The organism is Gemmatimonadaceae bacterium (genome assembly GCA_035633115.1).
Lineage (GTDB): Bacteria > Gemmatimonadota > Gemmatimonadetes > Gemmatimonadales > Gemmatimonadaceae > UBA4720.
This window is the reverse complement of the sequence record DASQFN010000068.1, coordinates 1-24,024: the sequence shown is the minus strand read 5'-3', so window position 1 is coordinate 24,024 and position 24,024 is coordinate 1. Positions and strand designations below refer to the sequence as shown.

Annotated in this window: 24 protein-coding genes; 19 read left to right on the top strand and 5 right to left on the bottom strand. The window is 60.8% G+C overall.

Annotation, left to right across the window (positions count from 1 at the left end; translation table 11 throughout):
• Positions 1-289: 289 nt before the first annotated feature.
• The gene (locus tag VES88_08780) at positions 290-1,903 is read right to left on the bottom strand and encodes a hypothetical protein (GenBank protein HYN81582.1); all 1,614 of its coding nucleotides are present in this window, start codon (positions 1,901-1,903) and stop codon (positions 290-292) included.
• A gap of 183 nt (positions 1,904-2,086) precedes the next feature.
• Positions 2,087-2,467: a hypothetical protein gene (locus VES88_08775; protein ID HYN81581.1), complete on the bottom strand. Its 381-nt coding sequence runs from the start codon at positions 2,465-2,467 to the stop codon at positions 2,087-2,089.
• 59 nt (positions 2,468-2,526) lie between these two features.
• Here VES88_08775 and VES88_08770 point away from each other — a divergent pair, with 59 nt between their 5' ends.
• From VES88_08770 to VES88_08760, 3 genes are all read left to right on the top strand, one after another.
• Positions 2,527-3,555: a hypothetical protein gene (locus VES88_08770; protein HYN81580.1), complete on the top strand. Its 1,029-nt coding sequence runs from the start codon at positions 2,527-2,529 to the stop codon at positions 3,553-3,555.
• Positions 3,556-3,565: 10 nt separating this feature from the next.
• Entirely contained in the window at positions 3,566-5,899 is a 2,334-nt protein-coding gene (locus VES88_08765; GenBank protein ID HYN81579.1) for a fused MFS/spermidine synthase, read from the top strand.
• Between the two features lie 97 nt (positions 5,900-5,996).
• Entirely contained in the window at positions 5,997-6,152 is a 156-nt protein-coding gene (locus VES88_08760; protein HYN81578.1) for a DUF5670 family protein, read from the top strand.
• Between the two features lie 18 nt (positions 6,153-6,170).
• Here VES88_08760 and VES88_08755 read toward each other — a convergent pair whose 3' ends face one another.
• Positions 6,171-6,377: a hypothetical protein gene (locus tag VES88_08755; GenBank protein HYN81577.1), complete on the bottom strand. Its 207-nt coding sequence runs from the start codon at positions 6,375-6,377 to the stop codon at positions 6,171-6,173.
• A gap of 76 nt (positions 6,378-6,453) precedes the next feature.
• On the opposite strand from VES88_08755, the gene VES88_08750 reads away from it, so the two are divergent.
• Positions 6,454-6,774: a hypothetical protein gene (locus tag VES88_08750; protein ID HYN81576.1), complete on the top strand. Its 321-nt coding sequence runs from the start codon at positions 6,454-6,456 to the stop codon at positions 6,772-6,774.
• A gap of 9 nt (positions 6,775-6,783) precedes the next feature.
• Here VES88_08750 and VES88_08745 read toward each other — a convergent pair whose 3' ends face one another.
• The gene (locus VES88_08745) at positions 6,784-7,491 is read right to left on the bottom strand and encodes a triacylglycerol lipase (GenBank protein HYN81575.1); all 708 of its coding nucleotides are present in this window, start codon (positions 7,489-7,491) and stop codon (positions 6,784-6,786) included.
• Positions 7,492-7,588: 97 nt separating this feature from the next.
• The gene (trxA, locus tag VES88_08740) at positions 7,589-8,041 is read right to left on the bottom strand and encodes a thioredoxin (protein ID HYN81574.1); all 453 of its coding nucleotides are present in this window, start codon (positions 8,039-8,041) and stop codon (positions 7,589-7,591) included.
• A gap of 195 nt (positions 8,042-8,236) precedes the next feature.
• Here trxA and VES88_08735 point away from each other — a divergent pair, with 195 nt between their 5' ends.
• From VES88_08735 to VES88_08665, 15 genes are all read left to right on the top strand, one after another.
• Positions 8,237-8,740, top strand: a complete 504-nt coding sequence (locus VES88_08735) for a prepilin-type N-terminal cleavage/methylation domain-containing protein (protein ID HYN81573.1) — start codon at positions 8,237-8,239, stop codon at positions 8,738-8,740.
• Positions 8,740-9,168 (top strand): prepilin-type N-terminal cleavage/methylation domain-containing protein, encoded by a 429-nt coding sequence (locus tag VES88_08730; GenBank protein HYN81572.1) that lies wholly within the window; start codon positions 8,740-8,742, stop codon positions 9,166-9,168. Before VES88_08735 ends, VES88_08730 begins: the two co-directional genes overlap by 1 nt.
• Positions 9,165-10,013 (top strand): hypothetical protein, encoded by an 849-nt coding sequence (locus tag VES88_08725; GenBank protein ID HYN81571.1) that lies wholly within the window; start codon positions 9,165-9,167, stop codon positions 10,011-10,013. The genes VES88_08730 and VES88_08725 overlap by 4 nt, the downstream gene beginning before the upstream one ends.
• 17 nt (positions 10,014-10,030) lie before the next feature.
• The gene (locus VES88_08720) at positions 10,031-11,098 is read left to right on the top strand and encodes a hypothetical protein (protein ID HYN81570.1); all 1,068 of its coding nucleotides are present in this window, start codon (positions 10,031-10,033) and stop codon (positions 11,096-11,098) included.
• 143 nt (positions 11,099-11,241) lie between these two features.
• On the top strand, positions 11,242-11,931 hold the full coding sequence (locus VES88_08715) for a response regulator transcription factor (GenBank protein HYN81569.1): 690 nt from the start codon (positions 11,242-11,244) through the stop codon (positions 11,929-11,931).
• A 6-nt stretch (positions 11,932-11,937) separates the two neighbouring features.
• Positions 11,938-13,407, top strand: a complete 1,470-nt coding sequence (locus tag VES88_08710; GenBank protein HYN81568.1) for an ATP-binding protein — start codon at positions 11,938-11,940, stop codon at positions 13,405-13,407.
• Positions 13,408-13,514: 107 nt separating this feature from the next.
• Positions 13,515-14,228, top strand: coding sequence for a TonB family protein (locus VES88_08705; protein HYN81567.1), 714 nt, complete (start codon positions 13,515-13,517; stop codon positions 14,226-14,228).
• 23 nt (positions 14,229-14,251) lie between these two features.
• Positions 14,252-14,992, top strand: a complete 741-nt coding sequence (locus VES88_08700; protein ID HYN81566.1) for a MotA/TolQ/ExbB proton channel family protein — start codon at positions 14,252-14,254, stop codon at positions 14,990-14,992.
• Between the two features lie 18 nt (positions 14,993-15,010).
• Positions 15,011-15,487, top strand: coding sequence for a biopolymer transporter ExbD (locus VES88_08695; GenBank protein ID HYN81565.1), 477 nt, complete (start codon positions 15,011-15,013; stop codon positions 15,485-15,487).
• Positions 15,487-15,900, top strand: a complete 414-nt coding sequence (locus VES88_08690; protein HYN81564.1) for a biopolymer transporter ExbD — start codon at positions 15,487-15,489, stop codon at positions 15,898-15,900. The genes VES88_08695 and VES88_08690 overlap by 1 nt, the downstream gene beginning before the upstream one ends.
• 269 nt (positions 15,901-16,169) lie before the next feature.
• Positions 16,170-16,694, top strand: coding sequence for a hypothetical protein (locus tag VES88_08685; protein ID HYN81563.1), 525 nt, complete (start codon positions 16,170-16,172; stop codon positions 16,692-16,694).
• Between the two features lie 312 nt (positions 16,695-17,006).
• The gene (locus VES88_08680) at positions 17,007-18,500 is read left to right on the top strand and encodes an amino acid permease (protein ID HYN81562.1); all 1,494 of its coding nucleotides are present in this window, start codon (positions 17,007-17,009) and stop codon (positions 18,498-18,500) included.
• A gap of 106 nt (positions 18,501-18,606) precedes the next feature.
• Positions 18,607-21,099, top strand: a complete 2,493-nt coding sequence (locus VES88_08675) for a sodium-translocating pyrophosphatase (GenBank protein ID HYN81561.1) — start codon at positions 18,607-18,609, stop codon at positions 21,097-21,099.
• A gap of 9 nt (positions 21,100-21,108) precedes the next feature.
• Positions 21,109-22,626, top strand: coding sequence for an amino acid permease (locus tag VES88_08670; protein ID HYN81560.1), 1,518 nt, complete (start codon positions 21,109-21,111; stop codon positions 22,624-22,626).
• Positions 22,623-23,876: a cation:dicarboxylase symporter family transporter gene (locus VES88_08665; GenBank protein HYN81559.1), complete on the top strand. Its 1,254-nt coding sequence runs from the start codon at positions 22,623-22,625 to the stop codon at positions 23,874-23,876. The genes VES88_08670 and VES88_08665 overlap by 4 nt, the downstream gene beginning before the upstream one ends.
• The last annotated feature ends 148 nt before the right edge of the window (positions 23,877-24,024 follow it).

Genomic DNA, 24,024 nt, shown 5'->3' with positions numbered 1-24,024 from the left:
TAAAGCGTGGCTTGCTTTCCGCTTTGCCTGCGTAGTGCAGACGCCGTATTCGTACAACGTGCTTGTCGTTGTTGCCCTGGCCAACACTTGGTGCGAGGTCGGACTCCTCTCGATCGTATCCTAGCTCGGCACTGGTCACGCAGCGAGCGCACGTTCATGACGTCACCAGTCTCGACATGATGCCAACATGATGGTTGTTTCCGCATTCATCCCGGCCACAATCATGATTCTTCGACGACCGAACGAAGGGCGGGTCCGTGATGGATGGAACTGATTACAGCCCGAAGGATCAAGGCCGCCAGCCTTCGGCCACCAGAAGCTCCAGATCTTCGTAGGGACTGACCGGAGTGGGGACTTCCACCGGCACCTTTACAAGCGTGCTCGAATGCTCGCGTAGGAAATCTCCGAGCATTAACGACCACTCAGTGGAGTATTCCGCTTCTGGCCAGGGATGATCTCCAGGCCGAGGCGCGGGCCGCGGAGGCGACCGCGGCCGGTTCGGGCGCGAAAAGATCAGACCTCCAACGATGAACACCCGATGCCCTCCCTGCAACACAACAGCTGCCTGATCAGTCGCCGGGCGAACAGGCATTGTCTGATCTCTCAACATCATTAGCGTTTTGATTTTGTCGTAACGATGATATCGGTAGAAGCCAAGTGGGGGCACCGTCATCCAGGAAACCGGGCCGCGATAGTAGCGGCTGAAGCTCACCCCGGGGTACCACCCGTTGACCAAGATGAGGTCACCCGGCCGCCCAATCTGATGGAGGCGTGAAGCGATGAGGTCAACGTTAGTCATCCGCTGCCGCGATTCCCCAGCAGCGGGCAGGATCGTCGCCGCGGCGAGCAGCAATACTATGCCGAGGCGAGCAATGCGCAGGGGAACTGTATGGATCACCGCTCCAAACAACGCATCAATGCATACGGCGGCGAGCGCCAGTAACGTGATGTAATACCAGGGGCGCGTGAACCAAGACAATTGGTCCAGAAAAACAAAGGTGCCCACCACGCCTACGACAAGGCTGACGAGAGCAAAGAGGACCAACCTACGCTGGCTTTGTGAGATAGCCAGCTGACCTGGCAGTCGCACTGCGCGAACTCCAAGCATCACTGCAACCGCGAAAGCTCCGACCCAAACGTAGGGCGCCCAAGCGCCCGCTGGACGGAGTGTTTCGTTCAATCGTTCCCGAAACCAGCCTAGGTTGTAGTCGGTCGTTTGCAGAACCCTTACGCTGCTCGTCTCCTGGATCATCGCCGCATAGGGAACGAGCGAAATCGCCGCCAATGCGCCTATCAGCACCACCAAGGCGGCTTTTTTCCACGCCTGCTCGAGAGCACACACCGCGACGCCGCCGGCACAGAAAGCCAACACCAGGACGGAATTGTTGTAGAGCGCATGAACGCTGACGATCGCGGCGACGGCGGCAGCAGAAAAACGACCCACTCCAGGCTCCTCCACGAATCGCCACAGCAAGGCGCCCGCAAGAAGAATTAGCAGAGCCCCGAATCCGTAGGCGCGTATCGAATCGCCCCATACGATCAGGCTGGGATTCATCGCCAGCAACGCGAGGGACAGCAAAGGAACCGAGTTCCGGAACGCTACGGCACTGAACCACAGGGCGGCAACAATGCCCGCGCCTACCCAAAACCCCAGGGCACGAAGTGCCGGGTCGTTCATCGGCCCGACGAGAGCGGAGTACTCTCGCAGCGCCAACGGCCAGAGTATAGGAAACGAGTCGTGTCGGAGGTTCGCCCAGACATCTTCCAGCGTGGGCAGCGTCGCGAGTCCGACCCCGCCGGCCTCGTCCCGCCATAGCGGCCCGGCAGAGGTCGCTACCAAGTAATGGAGCCAGATAACAGTCAGCGTGAGGAGGACGCCAACAGACCCCTCAGCCTTCCTCAAGATTGAGTACCTAATTCTAAAGGCGAAAACTCTTCTGGGATGGCGACCGCTTGGCGTGATGCCTTCGCGCGTAAACGTCATCTTGCGCTGCCTCGAGATTTGGGGGCGGGTCAACGCACAAAATTAGTCGATAGGAGCGTGGAGGCGAGGTAGTGGCGGGGTACGGGTAGTGGTACCGTACCGTTACCGGGGCGCGCTACCCAGTTTGTGTTGTTCACCGGGCCGATCCATGGCATGCAGCATCTCATCCATATCCATTGTCGGCGGTTTCCCGTGGGCACGGAATGCGGAGTCGTTCATCGGTCCGACGAGCGAGCTGAACTCGCGTATCAGCAACGGCCAGAGAATCGGGAACGCTTCGTGTTGCAGGTTGTTCCAAACCTCCCCAAGAGTTGGCGAGGTCGCGAGCCCCAGCGCGGCAGCCTCGTCGCGCCAGAGTGGCCCAGCGGAGGTTGCAGTGACCAAATGAAAGCAGATGACAGCCAGAGTAATTACCACAGCCGCGATCTTCTCCGCTTTATCGAGCAGAGGAGACTGGGTACCGCTATTGGCGAAGCGCGTCATTGGGTTGCTCAATCTTGTTAGAAGCTAGGCAAGCGCAATAGCATTAGCGGGTGTTGAACATGACTCGCGGCTGGCCTTGGGGTGACAACAGACCAACTCCGCTGCGACGCTTTGCTCTCGCGGTGGTAGTTGCGACGATGGCGGCAGCAGTGATCGTTTACCGCTTCGTTACCGAGCCAACATACTACGGCGATTTCTCGCTGGTGTGGTTCGGCGCGCGCTCATTACTCCAGGGCATCAGCCCTTACCCGCTTGTCGGCCCCGGCCTGACGTTCGAGCTGGATTACTCCCTCCTGTATCCGGCCACTGCCTTTGTTGCCGCGATGCCCCTGGCCGCCTTACCTCAGGCCGCCGCGGTGACCGCATTCGTATGGATCTCCACCGCGTTACTCGTCTACGGCATGACGGCAGACAGCTGGCATCGTTTGCCGATCCTCGTATCCCTCACGTTCCTGTTCAACGTTACAGCGGCTCAGTGGACGATTCTGATGACCGCTGCGGTGTTCATCCCGGCACTTTGTTTTTTTGTTCTGGCCAAGCCGCAAACGGGCATGCCCGTAGTGGCATCTGCGAGCTCTCCTCGCGCCTGGATTGCGCTGGCCGCCGGATGTTTGGTTCTTGGAGCTGTGAGCCTGCTGCTTCTTCCTTCGTGGCCGCGCGAATGGCTTGCCCTGTTGTCCGAGCGTAGTGGCCACATGCGCCCACCAATTCTTCGCTTGGGCGGCCCCTTGATCGCGTTGGTTCTGATAAAATGGCGGCGACGCGAAGCGTGGCTGGTTTTTACGATGGCCTGCGTGCCTCAGACCTGGGACTGGTACAATGCGCTCCCTCTTCTCACCATTGCAGCAACCTACAGAGAGGCATATTTGCTCTCTCTCGTTTCCACGATTGGTGGCTTCATCGCCGCTTATCTCGCAATGACCATCCACTCCCAGAACGAGCTGCTGAGACTCGGCGGCGCAACAATGGTGTTGTTCGCATACTTGCCGGCGGTAATAGCGGTATTGCGCCAATCGACCGAAACCGAGATGCCTTGGTGGCTCTCCTATCTCCAACGTCGATCGAAACGGACTACGACTCCCCAATGAAGAATCTTTCGTGAAACGACACTGGCCGATACTGGCAATTTTCATCCTGTCGGGAGCTGCCGGCCTTGTGTACGAAGTCGTCTGGGCGCGCCAGCTCGTACTCGTGTTTGGGAATACCACGCAAGCCGTTTCGGCGATCCTGACTGGCTTCTTCGGGGGAATGGCAGTCGGCAGTGCCTGGGGAGGGCGACTCGGTGACCGCGTTGCGCGTCCGCTCCGTCTCTACGGAATTCTCGAGCTGATTCTCGTCGTCGTCGTTCTCGCGACACCGTTCAGCTTTCGGCTGCTCCATGAAGTCTACAGGGGAGCTTTCGGCTCGCTCGAAGGCAATCCGGGCTTGCTGACACTTGTCCGCTTCGGCCTGTCGCTATTGGCTCTCGGTCCGGCGACGATCCTGATGGGCGCGACACTTCCAACGCTCACACGTTACCTGACTCGGGATCCAACAAACCTCAGCGTCGCATTCGGGAAGCTTTACGCGGCCAATACGATCGGTGCAATCATCGGAACGATTGTCGCCGGCTTTATTCTGATCGAGCTGCTCGGCCTCGCCGGTACTCTCACTGTTGGCGCTCTTTGCTCGGCGATCGCGGGAATCGTCGCATTGATCATCGATCGGGGACGCGATGCGATTCCCGCTTCGGCGGAGCGCGTGAACGACCGAAAGCAAAGAGACGCGTTTGCGGTGACTACGGGTCGTCTTCGTCTGGCCCTCGTCGTTTCGTTTGCTTCCGGCTTCACATCGCTCGGATATCAGATGCTGTGGATGCGACTCCTCGCGAGTGGGACGGGTAATTCAACGTATGTCTTCACCACGATTCTCGCTGTCTTTCTGATCGGATTAGCTGCCGGTGCGGTCACGTACAACTTGATCCGGCCTCGCATCACAGACACGATCGGCTTGCTGGCGCAGGGCCAGCTCGTGATCGCGATGCTGGTCGTGATCATGACCGCTTCATGGACTCTCAGAAACCTGGGCGTATTACTGCATCTCACTGACAGCTTTGGATCTCTCTTCTCGGATTTTCTGTACCCGTTAACACTGGTTGTGCTGCCGGCAACGTTCGTCATGGGACTGACGTTCCCGGCAATCTCCGCTCTCGTCGCAGATCCCGAAGGTCGAGTAGCGACGAATGCCGGACTTCTGTTGTCGGTAAACACGCTGGGAGCGATCGCCGGAACCTTTCTCATACCTTTTTTCGTCATTCCCTCCGTCGGGTCGCCCAAGGCCATCGCGCTGCTCGCCCTCGTAAACCTTGGGGTCGCAATCGCGTTGGCGGTAAAGGGTGACGTTCGCGTGATGCGAACCCGCATCGTGGTTGGGGCGTTCGGCGCAACGCTTGTGATGGCAGTTGTGACTGCACTGTTCGGTGGTCGCATCTTCGTCGATCCGGCGAAGGCGTCGATCGAAGCCGGCCGAGGCCGCGTGTTCGAGTCGCGCGAGGACGAGATTGCTTCAGTGCAAGCCGGTGAGCTTGGTGACAAGCAGCTCTGGGTTACCGGTGTCTCGATGAGCTTTCTGACAGTTGACGTGAAGCTGATGCCGATACTGCCGCTCATGCTGCGTCCGAATTCGCGAACGCAGCTTATAGTGGCCTTTGGAATGGGGTCGGCCTACCGGGGCGCGCTAATCGCGGGTCTTGGGACCGAAGCGGTGGAGCTGGTGCCGTCCGTTCCGAAGATGTTCCGGTGGTTTTACCCGGACGCTGCGCAGGTTCTGAGAAATCCGCGGGGGCGTGTGATCATCGCCGACGGGAGGAATCACGTCGAGCTGACAGACAAGACATACGACATAATCGTCACCGACCCCCCGCCGCCCATCGAGAGCTCCGGCGTCTCAGTGATCTCCTCGCGTGAGTATTTCGTTGCTTCGAGAGCTCGTCTTAACCGAGGCGGTATAGCATTGCAGTGGGTGCCTTATGGTCAGGCAAGCGTCGATGAGTTCAAGGCGTTCATCAGGACGTACCGGGATGTTTTCTCCCATGTCATCGTTGCCTTCGGTCCCGGACGCAACGGATTCTACATGCTCGGCTCGGATGATCCAATGGCCTTCGATCCCGCGGCTGTTCGAGACGTGCTCTCACTGCCGGGTGTAGTTGAAGACCTATCGTCGGCATACGATTCGCCAGTCAGCACGTTGAATGACTGGGCGAGAATAATTCCGACGCTCGTCTGGATCCAGGGCGATCAGGTTGCGGCGTTTGCCGGCAACGGCCCACTCATCACCGATGATCGTCCGCTGCCCGAATACTTTCTGCTCCGACACTTGTTCGGAGCGAAGTCCCCGCCGGCCAGGCCCGACGTACTGCTGCGCCTGACCGCGAACCTGCCACCTGCTCCCTGAACTGATTCTTTACTATCGCAACTTCGGAATTGCGGATAGGACCATGCGCACGCACATTCTCCGCACGGTTAGCCCACCAATTTCAAGGAGTATATCAATGTGGCTCGGAATTGCCTCGGTGCTGATTCTGCTTTGGGTATACGCCTACTTCCTTAGCCCGATGAGCGGAATGGTGATCCATCTGCTGCTCGTCCTTGGGGTCGGCGCCCTTATCTACCATTTCATGAAGGGGAGGCCAACGCCTCCGGCCTAGCCGAATCGTCCTTCGCGGTCAGTCCTGGCTAGCTGAGTCCATCAGCGACGCTCGGCTGGCCGCGGAGTCTGAGACAGTCAACGCCTTGCCCACGACGCTCGCGCCTGGAATCGGGAGCGTGCTGACAACGCTGTCGCGCTCTCGCTGGGTTGAGCGGCGCGCAACCGCGGCATCGCGGGAGCAGGCGACGCACGCGGCGGCCACGAACACGAGCGGCGGAATCAATCTCAGAGAGCCTCGCATGTCAGGTTGACGGGCAGCCTCAGCGGCTCGTCACAATGCGGCGTATACTATCTCCCTGATGACTGATCCCGCACCGGCAGGCACCCCCGTCAGAGGCAAGCCGCGCCGCCCTTCAGGGTTGGGAATAGGCCCGGCAGTCCTCATCACGATTGCGTCCGTGATCGTCTGCGTCGGGGCGACTATCGGACTCATGAGGGGCGACTTCTCGACCCTCGTCGCTCAGCTGCTTGCAGCCGCCGTTCTCGTCAGCTTCGGATTCGCCGTGTACGGCTTGCTCCGCATCGTGCTCGCCCTGATCGAGACCGCAGGCGAGCGCAGGCGGCAGGCTCGGGAAGTGACCGAGCGACGAAAAGGCGAGCGTACTCCGCCTCCTGCGTGAGCGGCGCAGCTACTGCTGCGCCACCATTGACTTCACCTGCGCGTACACGGTTGCATTCTCCTTCAGCTGGCTGTGCTTCATGCACGCCGTCTTCGTGTTGACCGCGCCGGCGATCACAGCGCTATTCTGCGGGTAGATCACCTCGTCGCATGACGTCCACCACGTCGCGTAGCGCGGCGTGCCCCAGCTCTCGTCGCCAGCGTTGAGTGAGTTCACGAACCTGGAGAGATAGCGCATCTCGACGCACGACGTCTGCGCGCAGAACGACGCCGTCATGGTCCCGTGGTTCGTTCCGCCGAGGGCCACTAGAGCATCCACTTTCCCGTCGCCGCCGAGGTACTTCACGTAGTAGCGCGCCGAGAGCGTGCCCATGGAGTGCGTGATTATGTCGACCTTGGTCGCGCCAGTGATCGCCAGGATCGAATCCACTTTCGCCTTGATGAGCTGCGCCGTCACCGCGTTCGACTGGCTCGAGTTGTAGGTGAAGCTCAGGATCTCGGCGTCGGTCCACCCGTCCGCCTTGAACCGGCTGACCATCGTCGTAAAAGCGGCACTCGTCGACATCCATCCGTGAACGAAGACGATCGGATTTCGAACGCTCGCACTGACTGAGTGCCGTGTGGCGGGTCCGGTTGCAAGATCAGGGGTGCAGGCGGCGACGAGCAGCGTACAGGCAACGGCACCGTAGCTGAGGCGGCGTGAAGCAGAGAGGCGCATGGCGAAAGCGGGGTCGAAGTAGGGATTTCCCCGGCGAGATACGCCGGGCTGGGCGCCGCCAATATGATACGGATGTTTGTCGGTGGCAACGTCCGGATCAGATGGCCTTGTCGAGCAGTGTTGCCAGAGCCTGGTAGGGAATTGCCCCCGACTGGCGCGCCACTTCCTTGCCATCGCTGAAAATTATGGACGTGGGAATGCCGCGGATGTTGAACGACAACGACGTTTTTGGTGACGCGTCGGTGTTGAGCTTCGCGACAACGGCACGTCCGGTGTAATTAGCAGCAAGCTGATCCACCGCGGGCGCCATCATCTTGCAGGGCCCGCACCAATCCGCATAGAAGTCGACCAAGATTGGCACCTCGCTCTCCGCGATCGTCCGCTCAAAGCTCTCGTCGTCGAGATGCAGCGGACGGTCGAGGAGCATCGGCTTTCCGCATTTCCCGCATTTGGGGCGATCGGCCGCCCGGCTGACATCCACCCTGTTCCAGCTCCCGCAGAACTGGCAGCGAATCGTAGCCCTGCCGGCAATCGTCTTTACATCAGTCATCTCGTCTCTCTTGGAAGTCGTTTAGAGGGTTTTGAGCGGCTGAATCCGCGAGTGTTGCATTACGCAAGACTGCAAAAAGCGCGGCATTCCGGCGGCGCGTGACGACGCGTTGCTCCGCTCGTCAATGAGGTGCGCTGAAGCCCCCGCTCGCTGCCGCGGCAAAGGGTGCGCGGCGCACTCTCCGGGACCCACCGAATGACGCCTGATTCAAGCCGCCTGATTCATACAGGTCAACGAAAGCTCGGAGATCGCCCGCGCGGACGCACTGCCGGATTCAGCATGCTCGAGATGCTGATCGTGCTCATAGTCGTCGCGTTGCTTGTAGCGATCAGCATTCCGAAGATGGCTCGCATAATGGGACACGAACGCGTGAACCGAGCCGCGCAGGTCGTGGTCGCCGATCTTCAGAACGGGTTTGCGATGGCTGGCCGCCAGCGGGCGCCGGTGCGACTCACCTTCACCCCGAGCACCCAGACGTACGTGTTCACCGATCGCGGGTCGGGGACCGTGCTGCAGACGCGCGTGATGAACAAACAGTCGGAGTATTCGCTTACCACGCTCACGTCGTCGCCGACGACGATCGACGTCCTGCCGAACGGAATCGGCTCGACGTCGTTCACTGTGACGATCGCGCAGGGCGACTACGTGCGGACGGTGTTTGCCTCGAGCGCCGGCTTCGTTCGTCTGGTGCCGTTGTGATGAAATCACGCAAAGGGAAACGGCGTGGATTCATCCTCCTGGAAGTGATCGTCGCGATCACGCTCCTCGCACTGGTGCTCACACCCCTCGCAGCGATGGTGTTCAAGATCACCTCGCGGTCGCACCGCATCATCGGCAGTGCGTACCGCAACGGCGTGCTGATGCAGCAGGTGAATCTCCTCGAGTCTCAGCCGTTCGACAGTCTGGCTATCGGCACGAGCACTCTGACCAGCACCGCAATGCCGTACCCGTACACACGGACCGTAACTGTTTCGCTGATCTCTCAGATTTATGAGCTCAAGGCGAAGCAGGTGATTCTGATCATCACCCCGACGAACACGCTCTACAAGCCGGATACCACGGTGTTCGTGCGCTCGTCTGCCAATACCCTGCATGCGCTCGACACCGACGACCCGGAGGGCTCATGAGAATCGGCGGACTTCGTCGCGGCCTTTCCATTGGAGAGCTCATCGTCGGGATGGTCATCCTCGCGATCATCGGGATGGCCCTGTCGAGAGTTCTCGTCTCGCAGGCGCGCTACTTCTCGCACCAGAAGAGCGGCAACCTCGCCAGGAACGTCTCGCGCGGGCCGCTCAATCGCGTAGTCTCGGATCTCAGAATGGTCGAAGCACTGGGCGGCGTAGTCGAGGCCTCTGATACCGCACTGCTGGTCCGGGTTCCATACGCGATAGGCGTTGTCTGCGCGAACAACAGTCCGTTCACGCACATAAGCCTCCTGCCGGTCGACTCCGCGATGTACGCGGCTCCCGGGTTTTCCGGATACGCCTGGCGAGGCGGCTCGGGTGAATACCGCTACGTGGAGGACTTCAGCCTGACAGTGGCGACGGGAAACGTCACGGTTTGCACCACCGCTCTGATCGCCACCCTCACGGCGAGCAACGCGAAGATCATCAAGATATCGCCGGAGCTTACGGACACGGCCAGCTTCGGCACGCCTGTATTCCTGTACCGGCGCATCAAGTACGAGTTCAAGCCATCCGTCGCAGTGCCGGGAATGCGCGGATTGTGGCGGACCGTCATGGCGACCGGCGCGACTGAAGAGCTCGCGGCGCCGTTCGACGCCGGTTCCAGGTTCCATTTCTTCGTGTTGAGCAGCCAGACCTCGCAGGCGGCTCCGCCTGCGGATCTCTCGACGCTTCGCGGCGTCGAGCTGGTGATGAACGGGATGAGCGAGCAAATCCCTTCCGGCTCGATCGCAAAGACATTGGCGCCCTTCAAAACCGCGGTGTTCTTCAAGAACCGCCTCGACTAATTCAGGAGATCAATCGAATGATTTCGCTCCGAAACAGAGATGGCTTCGCGATTCCCGCCGCGATCCTTGTGATAGGCGTGCTCTCGATCTCGCTCGCTGCAGGTTTCTCCCTTGTCATTGCCGAGCGGCGCGGGGTGGACGATCAGAAGGCGCAGGTGAGCGCGTTCGTGCTGGCGGAGCAAGGTCTGCAGATGTTCTTCGTCCGGCGCGACTCACTCAACTACAAATCCATTCCTCCCGCCGTAAAGGAAGGGCCGATCCGGATCTACATGACGGGCGGCTACGCCGATGTGCAGCTCGACCGCATCCGGCCGCAACAGGGATCGCTGGCGGGCCTCTACGTAGTACGCTCCAAGGGAGTGCAGACCAAAGGCGCAATCGGCGGCACACCAGCGGGCGTGCGAACCGTAGCGCAGTACGCGGCGTGGGAGCCGGCCAACATTGAAGTCCTCGCGGGATGGACCGCCTTGAGCGGCATCAAGAAGAACGGAAACTCCGGATCGTTTCTTGGCGTTGACGCCTGCGGAGACTCGGCGGCCCTCGCGGGCGTCGCCATCCCGCAGGTGCCGGGATTCAATCAGCCGGAGACGGCGGACAGCGTCGACACCCTTGGCATGACGCCACAGGAAGCGGCGGCCCAGGTGAAGGTGCGATGGAAGGGAATCACGAACGGCAGCGCGCTCACGCCTCAGTTCACGATCCCGCCTGACGCCATTCCGTCGTTTGCGGACACCAGCTACTACCCGGTCATCAAGTTCATCGGCGACGCGAACACCTCGGGCTTCAACAACGGCCGCGGAGTGCTGATCGTGACCGGCAACCTCGACACGGGCAGCGGCGCGACGTTCAACTGGAAGGGCCTCGTGCTCGTTGGTGGTGACATCACCGGCAACGGGAACAATTTCATCGAGGGAGCGATAATCAGCGCGCTCAACGTGAAGCTCGGGCAGAACGTGCCGATCAACGTCGTGAACGGGACGAAGGAGTACCAGTACAACTCGTGCGAGCTGGCCAAAGCGCTCATGTCGCTCGGCGCTTTGATACCACTGCCAAATACGTGGGTCGACAACTGGGTCGAATACTGACCGAGAGTAACTCGAGAACTACAACAACGGCTAGCCACAGAGACACAGAGGATCAGAGAACGGCGTAACCTGTTTGACGAGGTTGCGCCGTTCTCTGATCCTCTGTGTCTCTGTGGCCAAGCTGTTGTTGTAGATTCTCCAAAATGAAGATCCTCGTCATTGAGGATGATCCCACCGTCGGTCAGTTCGTAAAGCGCGGGCTCGAGCAGCAGCGATGGGGAGTGGACCTCATCGGCAGCGGCGACGAGGGCGAGCGGATGGCGGCGGCGGGAAATTACGACCTGATCATCCTCGACATGCGGCTCCCCGGAAAGTCAGGGCTGCAGGTGCTGCACGACTTGCGCGGGCGCGGCTTCGAGCGCCCGGTCCTGGTACTCACCGCGCAGGATGCGATCGACGCCAAGGTCGAGACCCTCCGCGCCGGCGCCGATGACTATGTCACCAAGCCATTCGCGTTCGAGGAGCTGCTCGCCCGGGTCGAGGCGTTGTCGCGCCGCCCCCGCGTTCTTGCGTCACCGGCGCTAAGGGTGGCCGATCTGGAGCTGCATCTCGACACGCGCGAGGTCGCTCGCGCCGGCACGACCATCGAGCTCACGCCGAAAGAGTACACCGTGCTGGAGTATCTCATGAGGCACGCAGGGCGCGTCATGAGCCGCACACTCATCACCGAGTACGCGTGGGGCTACCACTTCGACCCGGGCACGAACATCGTCGACGTCGTCATCAATCATCTGCGCAAGAAAATCGACGCCTCGCATCCGACGAAGCTGATCCATACAATCCGGGGCGTTGGCTACGTGATACGCGCCGACAGCATTCCGGCAAAGGGCTGAGACCGCGTGGCTTCCACGCGAACCAATCTGACGCTCGCCTTCACGGGGGCGCTCATCGCGGTCACCGCGGCGCTCGCGCTCACCCTGTGGACCGTTCGCAACGCTTCTCTCTACCGTGATGTCGCACGCTATGCAGTCACCCAGGCGGATGTAGCGGCGACGCTGGTGCAGGATGCTGCGTCGGCGCAGAAGGCAGTGATCGTCGGACCGAATACTCCGCCGGAGACACAGATCGTCACGCCCCATCTGCGAACCCTGCTTGACGCGTTTCCGGATTACCTCGTCGTCGTGGACCAGCTGGGGGTGGCTCTCTACCTCTCGACGATGATGCGTCAGCTGCCTGAGGAGGTGAGCGACACCCTGCTTGCCAGGATATCCGGCCTTCCCAACGATTCGGCCGCCGTCGTGTCTCTGCCCGGTGTCGAGGAGCTGCTGCTCGTCTCCCGTCAGGTTTCGGACACCACCGCCGGCACTCTGGGACGCGTGATTGTCGGTGTCACGACGTCCAGGATCACGACGCTGCCACGGGAGTACCGGATCGTCCTGTTCTTCATCGCCCCGCTGATTATCCTCCTCGCCGGGTGGCTCGCGTGGACGGCCACCGGGCTCACCGCTCAGAGAATCTCCAAGATCAACCACGACGTGGCGGCCATCACCGACGGACGCAGCCTTCACCGTCGCCTCAGCATGGATCACGCGGGTCAGGAATTCGAGGAGCTCGTCGGCACTCTCAATGCGATGATCGCGCGTCTCGAGACATCGTTCATGGGGCTTCGCCGATTCACGGCTGACGCGAGTCACGAGCTGAAGACTCCGCTCGCCGTGCTGCGCGCCGATGTCGAGCGCGCTATGACCGACCATACTCCGCCGAGCGAGCAGCTGGTTGCGCTCGAGGAAGCGCTGCAGGAAACGACTCGGATGGCCGATCTGGTAGAAAGTCTGCTCACGCTCGCGCGGGCAGACGAAGGAAGGTTCGACATTCACAAGGAACCGGTTGCTCTCAAGCCGCTGGTGCAGGACATCCACGAGACGGCGGTGATACTGGGCGAAGGGGCCGGCGTCACCGTGAATTTTCCATTCACGGCCGACGTGACGGTGATGGGAGATCCGACGAGGCTGCGCCAGCTGTTTCTCAATCTTGTGACGAACGCAATCAAGTACACCCCCGCCGGCGGGAAAGTGGAGCTGGGGCTTGGTCTGCATCCCGACAACGTCACGTTCGCGGTTCGCGACACGGGAATCGGCATCGCCGCGGCCGACGTGCCGCACATCTTCGAGAGGTTCTGGCGCGCGGATCGAGCGCGGTCGCGCATGTCCGAGCGCGGCGGGTTCGGACTCGGACTCGCGATCAGCCAATGGATCGCCCAGGCACACGGTGGCACCCTAACTGCGTCGTCTCGTCTGGGCCGGGGGAGTCTCTTCACCGTCACACTGCCGCTGCCCGCTCGGCTGCCGGAGGAATCACCAGCAGAATGAAGATTCGATTAAGGCCGATTTCATTGATTCTTAATCTTCGCGGCATTACATCGGCCGGACGAGTGGAATAACGTAAATGACAACGAAAATCCCCACCCGGTAACCCAATGTTCAATCAACTGATCGAATCGCAGCCGAAGAAGCAGAAGATGGCGGGCGGAACGTTGTTCAGCATCGTGTTCCACGGTTCGCTGATCGGGGCCGCCGTCGTCGTCACCGCCAACGCGGGCATCGCCGACGACAAGACGAAGAACCAGAAGATCCAGTTCGTCGAGATGAAGAAGGAGCCGCCGAAGCCGAAGGAGCCACCTCCTCCACCACCGCCGCCGAAGGAAGTCTTCAAGGCACCTCCGCCGAAGGGATTCCAGGTGCTGCGCGCGCCGGTCGAGATTCCGATCAAGATTCCCGACATCGACCTCACGAAAAAGGTCACTGACGAAGCCGACTTCAGCGGCAAGGGAGTGAAGGGCGGCATCGCGAAGGGAGTCGAGGGCGGGACGCCGCAGCGAATTGGCAATGAGCCGTACTTCGAGTTCCAGGTTGAGAAGCCGGTGCAGCAGATTGTCGGAACCGGAACTCCGCGCTATCCCGACGCTCTGCGCTCCTCTGGCGTCGAGGGCGAAGTGCAGGCGCAGTTCATCGTGAACGAGGAAGGCCGCGCAGAGACCGGCTCTTTCAAGGTGCTCAAGGCAACAAACGACCTCTTCGCCTCAGCCGTCCGCTCGGCGATGCCGCAGATGCGGTTCTACGCGGCGGAGGTTGGCGGCAAGAAAGTGCGTCAGCTCGTCCAGCAGAGCTTCCAGTTCAAGCTCGATAGATAACCCACACCCGGAGACTACTCTCAATGCAACTTTCGCTGCTTGATCTTTGGAGCCAGATGGGCAGTTTCGCCCGCGGGATCGTGTTCGTTCTCGCGATTCAGTCCATATGGTCGCTGTCGATCACCATCAAGAAGTGGTGGGACCTTCGCAAGGCGCAGGCCGAGACCCGCAAGTTCGCGCCCGAGTTTTCGCAGTTCCTCGAGGAAGACAACCTCAACGAAGCTGTCACTCTCGCTGACAAATACAAGAAGTCGCACGTCGCCCGCGTTCTTGGCGGAGCGCTGGGCGAGATCAAGCCCCTCATTCAGGACGGCACCGTCACAGTCGGAGACATCAATTCAGCCGAGCGCGCCGTAGAGCGCGAGATGCTGATGACCGTCACCGACCTGAAGCGCGGCCTCGGCGTTCTCGCAACGGTCGGAGCTACCGCGCCCTTCGTCGGCCTCCTCGGAACAACGATGGGAATCGTGAATGCGTTCGTCGGAATGGCCGCATCGGGATCGGGCGGACTGTCCGCGATCTCCGCCGGTGTCGCCGAAGCGCTGATCACCACCGCGTTCGGTCTCCTCGTCGCCATTCCCGCCGTGTGGGCATACAACTTCTTCCAGGTGAAGATCGACAACCTGACCGCGGAGATGACCTACACGTCGAAGGAAATGATCGACTACATGATCAAGAACGTGAGTGGGGAGTTCGGCCGCTCGCGCTTCACCCGCGAATTCAACACTACCGCTTCGTCGGGCAACGCCCCGATCTCGCAGTAGAGCGGGAGGCATTCACTCATGTCAATGTCACCCAGCTCTGGAGGCGAGATAAAGGCGGAGCCGAACGTGACGCCGATGATCGACGTCATGCTGGTGCTGCTGATCATCTTCATGCTCGTGGTGCCTGCCATCAGCGCCGGCTTCCAGGCCGTTCCGCCGCAGGGCACCAACCTGAAACCGCATCCTGAAGAGGAGCGCGACCAGGTGCTCGGCATCGATGCAGATGGGCAGTATTTCCTGAACAAGGCCGCGATTCCCAATGCTGAGCTGCCGCAGCGGCTCAAGGCGATCTACGAGAACCGCGAAGAGGACAAGCTCCTGTACATCAAGGCGCACAAGGACCTCGAGTACGGCAAGGTCCTCGACGCTCTCGACATCGCGGCACATAACCACGTCGCAGTTACCGGAATGATCACCGATCAGAAGCCCGGCACGGTATCACTGGTGCAGACGGACCGGATAATGGGTCTGGGAACGAAGGAAGGGGCCAAGTAATGTCAATGCAAGGGACGGCAAAAGGCCTCACCAATGACATCAACGTCACGCCGATGATCGACGTGCTGCTGGTGCTTCTGATCATCTTCATGCTCGTTGTGCCGATGTCGCGGAAGGCAATCGATCTTCAGCTGCCTGATCCGACGGAGCAGGAGTCAAGTGCAAACCCGCCGCCGCAGATCGTGCTCGAGGTCATGCCCGGGGAAAAGTATTTCGTGAACAAGGAGGCGATCCCGAAGGACCGGCTTCTTGCGCGCCTCACGGAGATTTACAATGGGCGGCCTGAGAAGATCATTTTCGTCAAGGGCTCACCGAAGGGCGTGAAGTACGAGCAGGTGATTTACGCAATGGACGTCGCGCGCGGGGCGGGCGTGAAAGTCATCGGCGTTTCGCCGAAGGAAACCACACAGTAGAGACCCACAAAGCGCCGCCGACCGGCACGGGTAGAGAAGCTCGCTATCGTCCGCCTGTCGGCGTTCCGAGCAAGAGAGAGGGGGGGGGGCGGTGGCAGGGTGTCGCCGCCTCTCTTTTTGCGCATGCCCTGATCATTTTCCTCGTTCTGTATCCGCTCGCCTCTGATCAATTCAAGGGCGAGCCCGCACTCGGGGGCGGTGGACCGGGACCAGCCGGTGGCGGAGGTGGTGGCAGCGGCGGCGCGAGCGCGGAGCAGCGTCTGCAATATGTGACGCTCCGGCCAGCCGCCGATGCAGTGAAGGAAGTGATTCCGCCTAAGCTCGAGCCACCAAAGCCAGTTGTGCCTCCTACGCCGCCGGTCCCTCCCCAGCCCTCGACGCAGCCGAATGTAGTGGCCACCGGACCCGCAGCGGGTGTGGGAACCGGGACGAGCGGCGGTCCCGGGGCAGGGCCCGGAACGGGCGGCGGGATTGGATCAGGGGTGGGCACAGGGACCGGAAGCTCGGCTGGCCCAGGCACCGGCGGTGGACCCGCGGGAGCGTATCCGCCAACACCGACGCAGTTTTTCCTGCCGCCGCTGCCCGCGCCGGGAAGCGTGAAAGGCTATCACTTGATAGCGTGGTTCGACGTCGACGAGAAGGGAAAAGCGACGCTGCTGGGATTCAATCCGTCGAGGGATGGGGGATATAATCGCAAGCTGCGCGAGGTGCTGATGTCACTGCGCTTTCGGCCCGGAGTTCGCACGGATGGGACGCCGGTGCGCGATACGGTTGACATTCAATTTATTTTCTGACGTCTTGGGGTTTTCCAATCCGCAGTCGCGCAGCTGTTAGCTGTTAGCAACACTAGCTCTTAGCTCGTTAGCCGTTACAAGTCGTCCTCGTCATTCAAGCAGTGCTCTGGCGCGCATCATTTTGCGAACCGAATCAGGAGTTGCGCGCGCCGTCAACGCTAACGAGCTAAGAGCTAGTGTTGCTAACAGCTAAAAGCAGTGCCGCCGCCGAATTAACTGCGGACGGCGGATTAAACACAATCACTGCCTAGCCCTCTCACTCTGGGATTGGTAAATTCCGCGCGCGCCAACCCACCACCCCGGAGACGCCGGATGGCCAGCACCGCCGAGAGAATCGAAACCGACGAGACCCGATCGTCGTCCGCCGGATTCGTCAAGGCCATGACGCTCACCGACGCGACCATGCTCGTCGCTGGGTCGATGATCGGATCGGGCATCTTCATCGTCTCCGCGGACATCTCGCGGAGCGTCGGATCCCCGCTCTGGCTCATGCTTGCGTGGATTGCCGCCGGCGTCATCACGATGCTCGGAGCTCTCGCCTACGGCGAGCTCGCGGCAATGTATCCACGCGCCGGAGGGCAGTACGTATTTCTGCGTGAATCAATGGGCCCTCTAATGGGCTTTCTATATGGATGGACCCTGTTCATCGTCATCCAGACCGGCACCATCGCAGCAGTCGCCGTGGCCTTCGGACGATTTCTCGGCGTCCTCTGGCCGGCGATCACGCCCGACCTGTACGCCTGGTTTCCGCATTTCTCCATCAATTCGCCAGGCGGAGTGATCGATGTCGGCCTGTCTCCGCAGCGACTTATCGCGCTCATATCGATCTGGGTTCTCACCTGGATCAACCTTCGAGGGATTCGCGAGGGAAAGTTCGTCCAGACCAGCCTTACCCTCATCAAGACCGGTGCGCTCGCGGCGCTCATCATCCTGGGACTGACAATTGGCCGGAACGCCGAGGCGCTCGCGGCCAATTTCGGACCCGGCGCGTTCACCGGCAACGTGTCGATCACGTCGGTGTTCATGATCGCCTTCGGCGCTTCGCTCGTCGGATCGCTGTTCGCAAGCGACGCGTGGAACAACGTCACCTTCACCGCGGCGGAGGTCAAAAATCCGCAGCGCAATCTTCCGCTGGCTTTATTCCTCGGAACAGGTCTGGTAACGCTCCTGTACCTCCTGGCTAACGTCGCCTATCTCAACGTGCTGCCGCTGCAGGGCATCAAGGAAGGTGCGACCGTGCTCGAGCGCGGCATCCAGCACGCGACGCAGGACCGTGTCGGAAGCGCGGCCGCCGAGATGATATTCGGGCCGATTGGCGGCAGTCTGATGGCTGCGGCAATTCTCATCTCGACCTTCGGCTGCAACAATGGCCTGATTCTCTCAGGCGCGCGCGTTTACTATGCGATGGCGAAGGACCGTCTTTTCTTCAAGAGCGTCGGCACTCTCAGCAAGAACCACGTTCCGGCCGTCGCACTTGTGTCCCAGGCAATCTGGACAAGCCTGCTGTGCCTCACCGGGACATACGGTCAATTGCTCAATTACGTCATCTTCGCCGCCCTGATATTTTACGCATTCACGACGATTGGACTTTTTATTCTGCGCAGCAAGCGCCCGGATGCGGAACGGCCGTACAAGGCGGTGGGATATCCGGTTCTCCCGGCGCTATATATCGTGCTCGCCCTGACCGTTGCCGTGGTGCTTCTGATTTCCGAGACGACCCGCGTGCAGGCACTGTCGGGTCTCGTGCTCGTAGCACTCGGCATTCCGGTTTACTTCCTTTGGCGGAAGGCGGAGCCGCAGCCTTAGTCGAGTCGGCGTCCGTGTTTCAACTGTAGCATCAACCCTAGCAATCAATTTGGCGCCGCCCGAAAGAACGACGCCAATTTTGCAAGTAACCCCCAGGAGATCAGCAATGAAAGTTTTGGTACACCCGGCCTTACGCCGCGCGGCTCCCTTGATGCTTGCCGCTCTGCTCGGGCTTGCCGGCGTGTCGATTCTCGCGCCCCCCGCTCTGGCTCAGGTCGGTACACCGCCTCAGGACTCGGCGCAGGTCCAGGTTCCTGCTCATCGCCCCGGGGGCGAGGCGAGTCTCGTGATCCCCGACCTCTCGTCGGTCGATTTCATGGGGATCGACGGTCGAAGTCTACTGATGGCCGGCCTCCTCGTCTGCGCCGCGGGCCTCCTGTTCGGACTCATCATCTATGGCCAGCTCAAGCGGATGGCGGTGCACGAGTCCATGCGCGAGATATCCGAGCTGATCTACGAGACCTGCAAGACGTACCTCATCACCCAGGGAAAATTCATTCTGATTCTCGAGCTCTTCATCGGGTTCGTCATTCTCCTTTACTTCGGCTGGCTCCTCGCGTTCGAGCCGATAAAGGTCGCGATCATCCTGGCGTTCAGCCTCGTGGGCATAGGCGGGAGCTACGGCGTCGCCTGGTTCGGCATCCGAATCAACACCTTCGCGAATTCCCGCACTGCGTTCGCAAGCCTTCGCGGAAAACCCTACCCGTGTTACGCTATTCCCCTCAAGGCAGGCATGAGCATCGGAATGGCGCTCATCTCGGTAGAGCTGCTGATCATGCTCTGCATCCTTCTGTTCATTCCAGGTGACTACGCAGGTCCATGCTTCATCGGCTTCGCAATCGGCGAATCCCTCGGCGCGGCCGCTCTGCGAATTGCCGGAGGAATCTTCACGAAAATCGCCGACATCGGAGCCGATCTCATGAAGATCGTCTTCAACGTGAAGGAAGACGACGCGCGGAACCCCGGTGTCATCGCCGACTGCACAGGCGATAACGCCGGCGACTCGGTGGGGCCGAGCGCCGACGGATTCGAGACCTACGGCGTAACAGGCGTCGCGCTGATCTCGTTCATCCTTCTGGCGGTGCGCGACCCGGCAACGCAGGTGCAGCTGCTCGTGTGGATCTTCGCCATGCGCGTGATGATGATCATCGCCAGCGGAGCATCCTACCTCGTCAACGAAGCGATTGCCCGCGGCCGCTACGTAACGGCCGACGAGATGAATTACGAAGCGCCGCTGACGTCACTCGTGTGGCTCACTTCGCTGGTCTCGGTAGCGTTGACCTTTGTCGTCTCGTTCTTCCTGATTCCCGACATCGGCGGTGATACGTCGCTCTGGTGGAAGCTGTCGGCGATCATCACGTGCGGCACGCTCGCCGGAGCGATCATTCCCGAGCTCGTGAAGATCTTCACGTCGACGGAGTCGCGTCACGTCGCCGAAGTCGTGACGTCGTCGCGCGAGGGCGGAGCGTCGCTCAACATCCTTTCGGGCCTCGTGGCCGGAAACTTCAGCGCCTACTGGCTGGGCATGACGATCATGGTGCTGATGTCGATTGGCTATGGCGTGAGTACACTCGGGATGGGCGCCATCATGCTCGCGCCCGCCGTGTTCGCGTTCGGCCTCGTTGCGTTCGGATTCCTTGGAATGGGTCCGGTCACGATCGCCGTCGATTCCTATGGTCCGGTGACGGATAACGCACAGTCGATCTTCGAGCTCTCCACCATCGAGCAGCTCCCGGGCGTCGCCGCAGAGCTGCAGCGCGACCACGCCTTCACTCCGAACTTCGAGCGTGCCAAGCACCTGCTCGAAGCGAACGACGGTGCCGGCAACACTTTCAAGGCGACGGCAAAGCCCGTTCTCATCGGGACGGCGGTCGTTGGGGCCACGACGATGATCTTCTCGATCATCATGAGCCTCACAGAGGGACTGCAGCCGGAATTCCTGCCATTTCTCTCGCTGATGCATCCGCCGTTTCTGCTCGGGCTGATCACCGGCGGAGCGATCATCTACTGGTTCACGGGCGCATCGACTCAGGCGGTAACGACCGGGGCGTACAGGGCCGTTGAATTCATCAAGGCCAACATCAATCTCGAGTCGACTGAAAAGGCATCGATTGCGGACAGCAAGAAAGTCGTCGAGATCTGCACCAGGTACGCCCAGAAGGGAATGTTCAACATCTTCCTTACGGTGTTCTTCGCGACACTCGGCTTTGCTTTCGTGGAGCCGTATTTCTTCATCGGCTACCTGATATCCATCGCGATCTTCGGGCTTTACCAGGCGATCTTCATGGCGAATGCGGGCGGCGCCTGGGACAACGCGAAGAAAATCGTCGAGGTGGAGCTGAAGGAGAAGGGAACACCTCTCCACGCGGCGACCGTCGTCGGCGACACTGTCGGCGATCCGTTCAAGGACACGTCGTCGGTTGCTCTCAACCCGATCATCAAGTTCACGACGCTCTTCGGCCTTCTCGCCGTCGAGCTCGCTGTGTCGCTCGCGGAGCAGCGCGGTCCGATACTCACCCACGTCCTCGCCGCGCTCTTCCTCGGAGTCTCAGTAACCTTCGTCTGGCGGTCATTCTACGCCATGCGGATCGAGAAGTAACAGCGGCACATGTCCCTCTTCGCGCGGAAGCCGATATCGGAGCTGCTCGCGGAGGAAGGTCATCCCAACGCCCTGAAGAGGGCGTTGGGAGCCGGCGACCTGATAATGCTGGCCATCGGCGCAGTCATCGGCGCCGGAATATTCTCATCCATCGGGACCGCAGCCGCAGGGGAGATCCTTCCCAGCGGCGTAGTTGTCAGATACGGTGCAGGCCCCGCACTCATCATCTCGTTCATTCTGCTTGGCGCCGTTTGCGCGCTGGCGGCGCTGTGCTACGCAGAGCTGGCCTCGATGATACCGCAGGCGGGCAGCGCTTACGCGTACTCGTACGCGACGCTCGGCGAGGTCGTCGCGTGGATCATTGGCTGGGACCTCATACTCGAATACGCGGTCGGCAACATCGCCGTGGCCGTTGCATGGAGCGGATACTTCACATCGTTTCTCACGGCGTTCGGAATTGATCTTCCGGCCTGGACCACTCACGGATACCGCGCCGCGCTTCTGAGCTCGGACCCCGCCATTCACGGTCTCCTCCAGACGGCGCCCAGAATAGCCGGCATTCCGGTGCTCGTGAACATTCCGGCCTTTGCGATCGTCATGGCGATCACCTGGCTTCTGTTGCGCGGAGTGCGGGAAAGTGCGCGCGCGAACAACATCATGGTCGTCATCAAGCTGCTCGTGCTCGGCTTGTTCGTTGTAGTCGGAGCGATGCACATCGACACGTCGAACTACGTGCCGTTTGCGCCGAATGGCTGGCGCGGGATTCACCAGGGTGCAGCGATCATATTCTTTGCCTACATCGGATTCGACGCAATCTCGACGGCCGCCGAAGAGACGAAGAATCCGCAGAGAAACATGCCCATAGGAATTCTGGGTGGCCTCGCAATCTGTACTGTCATTTACGTGATAGTCGGCGCGGTGGCGACCGGAATGGTGCCGTACCAGGATCTCAAGGGGGCCGATCCGCTGGCCAGGGCTCTCACACTTGCGGGACTGACCACCGTCAGCTGGATTGTGTCGCTCGGCGCAGTGGTCTCGCTCACTGCCGTGCTGCTCGTGTTCCAGTACGGCCAGCCACGAATTTTCTACGCGATGGGGCGCGACGGACTGCTGCCGCGATGGGCATCGAAGGTTCATCACAAATCGCGTGTGCCGCACATTACGACGCTGGTGACCGGAATCGCGGTCGCCGTGGGTGCTCTCCTCGCTGAGGAGAACGAGATCTACGACCTCACGAATATCGGAACACTGTCCGCGTTCGCGATCGTATGTATCGGCGTGCTCGTGCTTCGCTACACCGAGCCGGACCGTCCGCGACCGTTCCGCGTCCCGTTCGTATGGCCGGTGACACTGCTCGGGGCGGGGGCGTGCATCTACATCATGTTCGGGCTGCCGGTCCGCGCGTGGCAGCGATTTGGGGTCTGGCTGCTTATCGGCATCGCGATTTATTTCCTGTACGGATATCGCAAGTCCACCCTCCGGCGCGGGAGTCTCCCTGTCGCGCCGCAAACGGGGATCGAAGCTTGAACATTTTCACCCAGCTCCGTCGGGTCTCACTCACAAAGTGGATCCTCATCGCGATGGTCATCGGCGTCCTCGTGGGATGGCTCGCGCCCGAATTCTCCGCCTCGCTCAAGGTCTTCTCCAACGTCTTCCTGCGGATGATCAAGTCGATCATCGTGCCGATCATCTTCGGAACACTGGTTGTCGGGATAGCGGGACATGGCGACGACATGAAGCGAGTGGGTCGTCTCGCGTTCAAGTCGATTCTCTATTTCGAGATCGTCACGACGCTCGCGCTGTTCATCGGTCTTGCCGCGGCGAACATCGTCCGGCCCGGAGACGGCGTCGTGCTCGCCGCCTCGGCGGAGCAGGGGAAAGCGCTCGCGAGCAATACCCCGACAGCCTCAGCTTTCATCGAGCACATCGTCCCCACCAGCTTCTTCGAGGCCGCCTCGAAAAACGACGTTCTTCAGATTGTATTTTTCTCGATTTTGTTTGCGGTGGCTCTGTCCCAGGTCAGGGGCCGGCCAAAGGAGATTGTGCTCGCGGGCTGCGAGGGGCTCGCGGAAGTGATGTTCAAGTTCACCGGCATAGTGATGCGCTTCGCGCCAATCGGGATCGGCGCCGCGATGGCCGTGACGGTGGGTCACAGCGGCATCGGCGTGCTGATCAACCTCGGCAAGCTGATACTCACGCTCTACGGTGCCCTCATCGTACTCGTCGTGTTCGTGCTCGTGCCGATCGCGTACTTCTTCAAGGTTCCGATGAGGCAGTTCCTCCAGGCGGTGAAGGCGCCGGCACTGATTGCGTTCTCCACGACGTCGTCGGAAGCTGCTCTGCCGAGCGCGATGCAGGCGATGGAGCGGATTGGCGTGCCGCGGCGCATCGTGGCGTTCGTGATGCCGACGGGCTACTCGTTCAACCTCGACGGGACGACGCTGTACCTTGCGGTGGCGTCCGTGTTCGCCGCGCAGGCGGCCGGGGTCGACATGACACTTGGCCAGCAGCTGATCATGATGCTCACGCTCATGCTGACGAGCAAGGGAGTTGCAGCTGTCCCGCGGGCGTCACTGGTGATTCTCTCAGGGACGCTGGCGACGTTCGGTCTGCCGCTCGAGGCCGTCGCGCTGATTCTCGGAGTGGACGAGCTGATGGACATGGCGCGGACGACAGTCAATCTCGTCGGGAACTGCCTCGCGACTGTTGTGATGGCGCGCTGGGAAGGGGAGTTCGTCCCGGTTCCTGACGCCCCGGTGGAGTCGCTGGCGGCCTAGGCTCTCGTCACTCGACCAGTGAGACCCGCTTGAACAGACTCTCGCCCGGGAGTCCGCCGGTAGGGCTTGATACGTATAGCTGGCTGTTACTCGTCACCTCCAGGTTGGTTGCGACAATACCGCCGGTGACGGTCGTCCTGCTGCCGCT

What these genes read in the sequence shown, in the direction of transcription:
- VES88_08675 (HYN81561.1), top strand. Translation starts at nt 18,607, where the DNA reads ATGAAAGTTTTGGTACACCCGGCCTTACGCCGCGCGGCTCCCTTGATG.
- VES88_08735 (HYN81573.1), top strand. Translation starts at nt 8,237, where the DNA reads ATGACGCCTGATTCAAGCCGCCTGATTCATACAGGTCAACGAAAGCTC.
- VES88_08760 (HYN81578.1), top strand. Translation starts at nt 5,997, where the DNA reads ATGTGGCTCGGAATTGCCTCGGTGCTGATTCTGCTTTGGGTATACGCC.
- VES88_08770 (HYN81580.1), top strand. Translation starts at nt 2,527, where the DNA reads ATGACTCGCGGCTGGCCTTGGGGTGACAACAGACCAACTCCGCTGCGA.
- VES88_08775 (HYN81581.1), bottom strand. Translation starts at nt 2,467, where the DNA reads ATGACGCGCTTCGCCAATAGCGGTACCCAGTCTCCTCTGCTCGATAAA.
- VES88_08720 (HYN81570.1), top strand. Translation starts at nt 10,031, where the DNA reads ATGATTTCGCTCCGAAACAGAGATGGCTTCGCGATTCCCGCCGCGATC.
- VES88_08680 (HYN81562.1), top strand. Translation starts at nt 17,007, where the DNA reads ATGGCCAGCACCGCCGAGAGAATCGAAACCGACGAGACCCGATCGTCG.
- VES88_08725 (HYN81571.1), top strand. Translation starts at nt 9,165, where the DNA reads ATGAGAATCGGCGGACTTCGTCGCGGCCTTTCCATTGGAGAGCTCATC.
- VES88_08745 (HYN81575.1), bottom strand. Translation starts at nt 7,491, where the DNA reads ATGCGCCTCTCTGCTTCACGCCGCCTCAGCTACGGTGCCGTTGCCTGT.
- VES88_08670 (HYN81560.1), top strand. Translation starts at nt 21,109, where the DNA reads ATGTCCCTCTTCGCGCGGAAGCCGATATCGGAGCTGCTCGCGGAGGAA.
- VES88_08700 (HYN81566.1), top strand. Translation starts at nt 14,252, where the DNA reads ATGCAACTTTCGCTGCTTGATCTTTGGAGCCAGATGGGCAGTTTCGCC.
- VES88_08750 (HYN81576.1), top strand. Translation starts at nt 6,454, where the DNA reads ATGACTGATCCCGCACCGGCAGGCACCCCCGTCAGAGGCAAGCCGCGC.
- VES88_08730 (HYN81572.1), top strand. Translation starts at nt 8,740, where the DNA reads ATGAAATCACGCAAAGGGAAACGGCGTGGATTCATCCTCCTGGAAGTG.
- VES88_08695 (HYN81565.1), top strand. Translation starts at nt 15,011, where the DNA reads ATGTCAATGTCACCCAGCTCTGGAGGCGAGATAAAGGCGGAGCCGAAC.
- VES88_08690 (HYN81564.1), top strand. Translation starts at nt 15,487, where the DNA reads ATGTCAATGCAAGGGACGGCAAAAGGCCTCACCAATGACATCAACGTC.
- trxA (HYN81574.1), bottom strand. Translation starts at nt 8,041, where the DNA reads ATGACTGATGTAAAGACGATTGCCGGCAGGGCTACGATTCGCTGCCAG.
- VES88_08705 (HYN81567.1), top strand. Translation starts at nt 13,515, where the DNA reads ATGTTCAATCAACTGATCGAATCGCAGCCGAAGAAGCAGAAGATGGCG.
- VES88_08715 (HYN81569.1), top strand. Translation starts at nt 11,242, where the DNA reads ATGAAGATCCTCGTCATTGAGGATGATCCCACCGTCGGTCAGTTCGTA.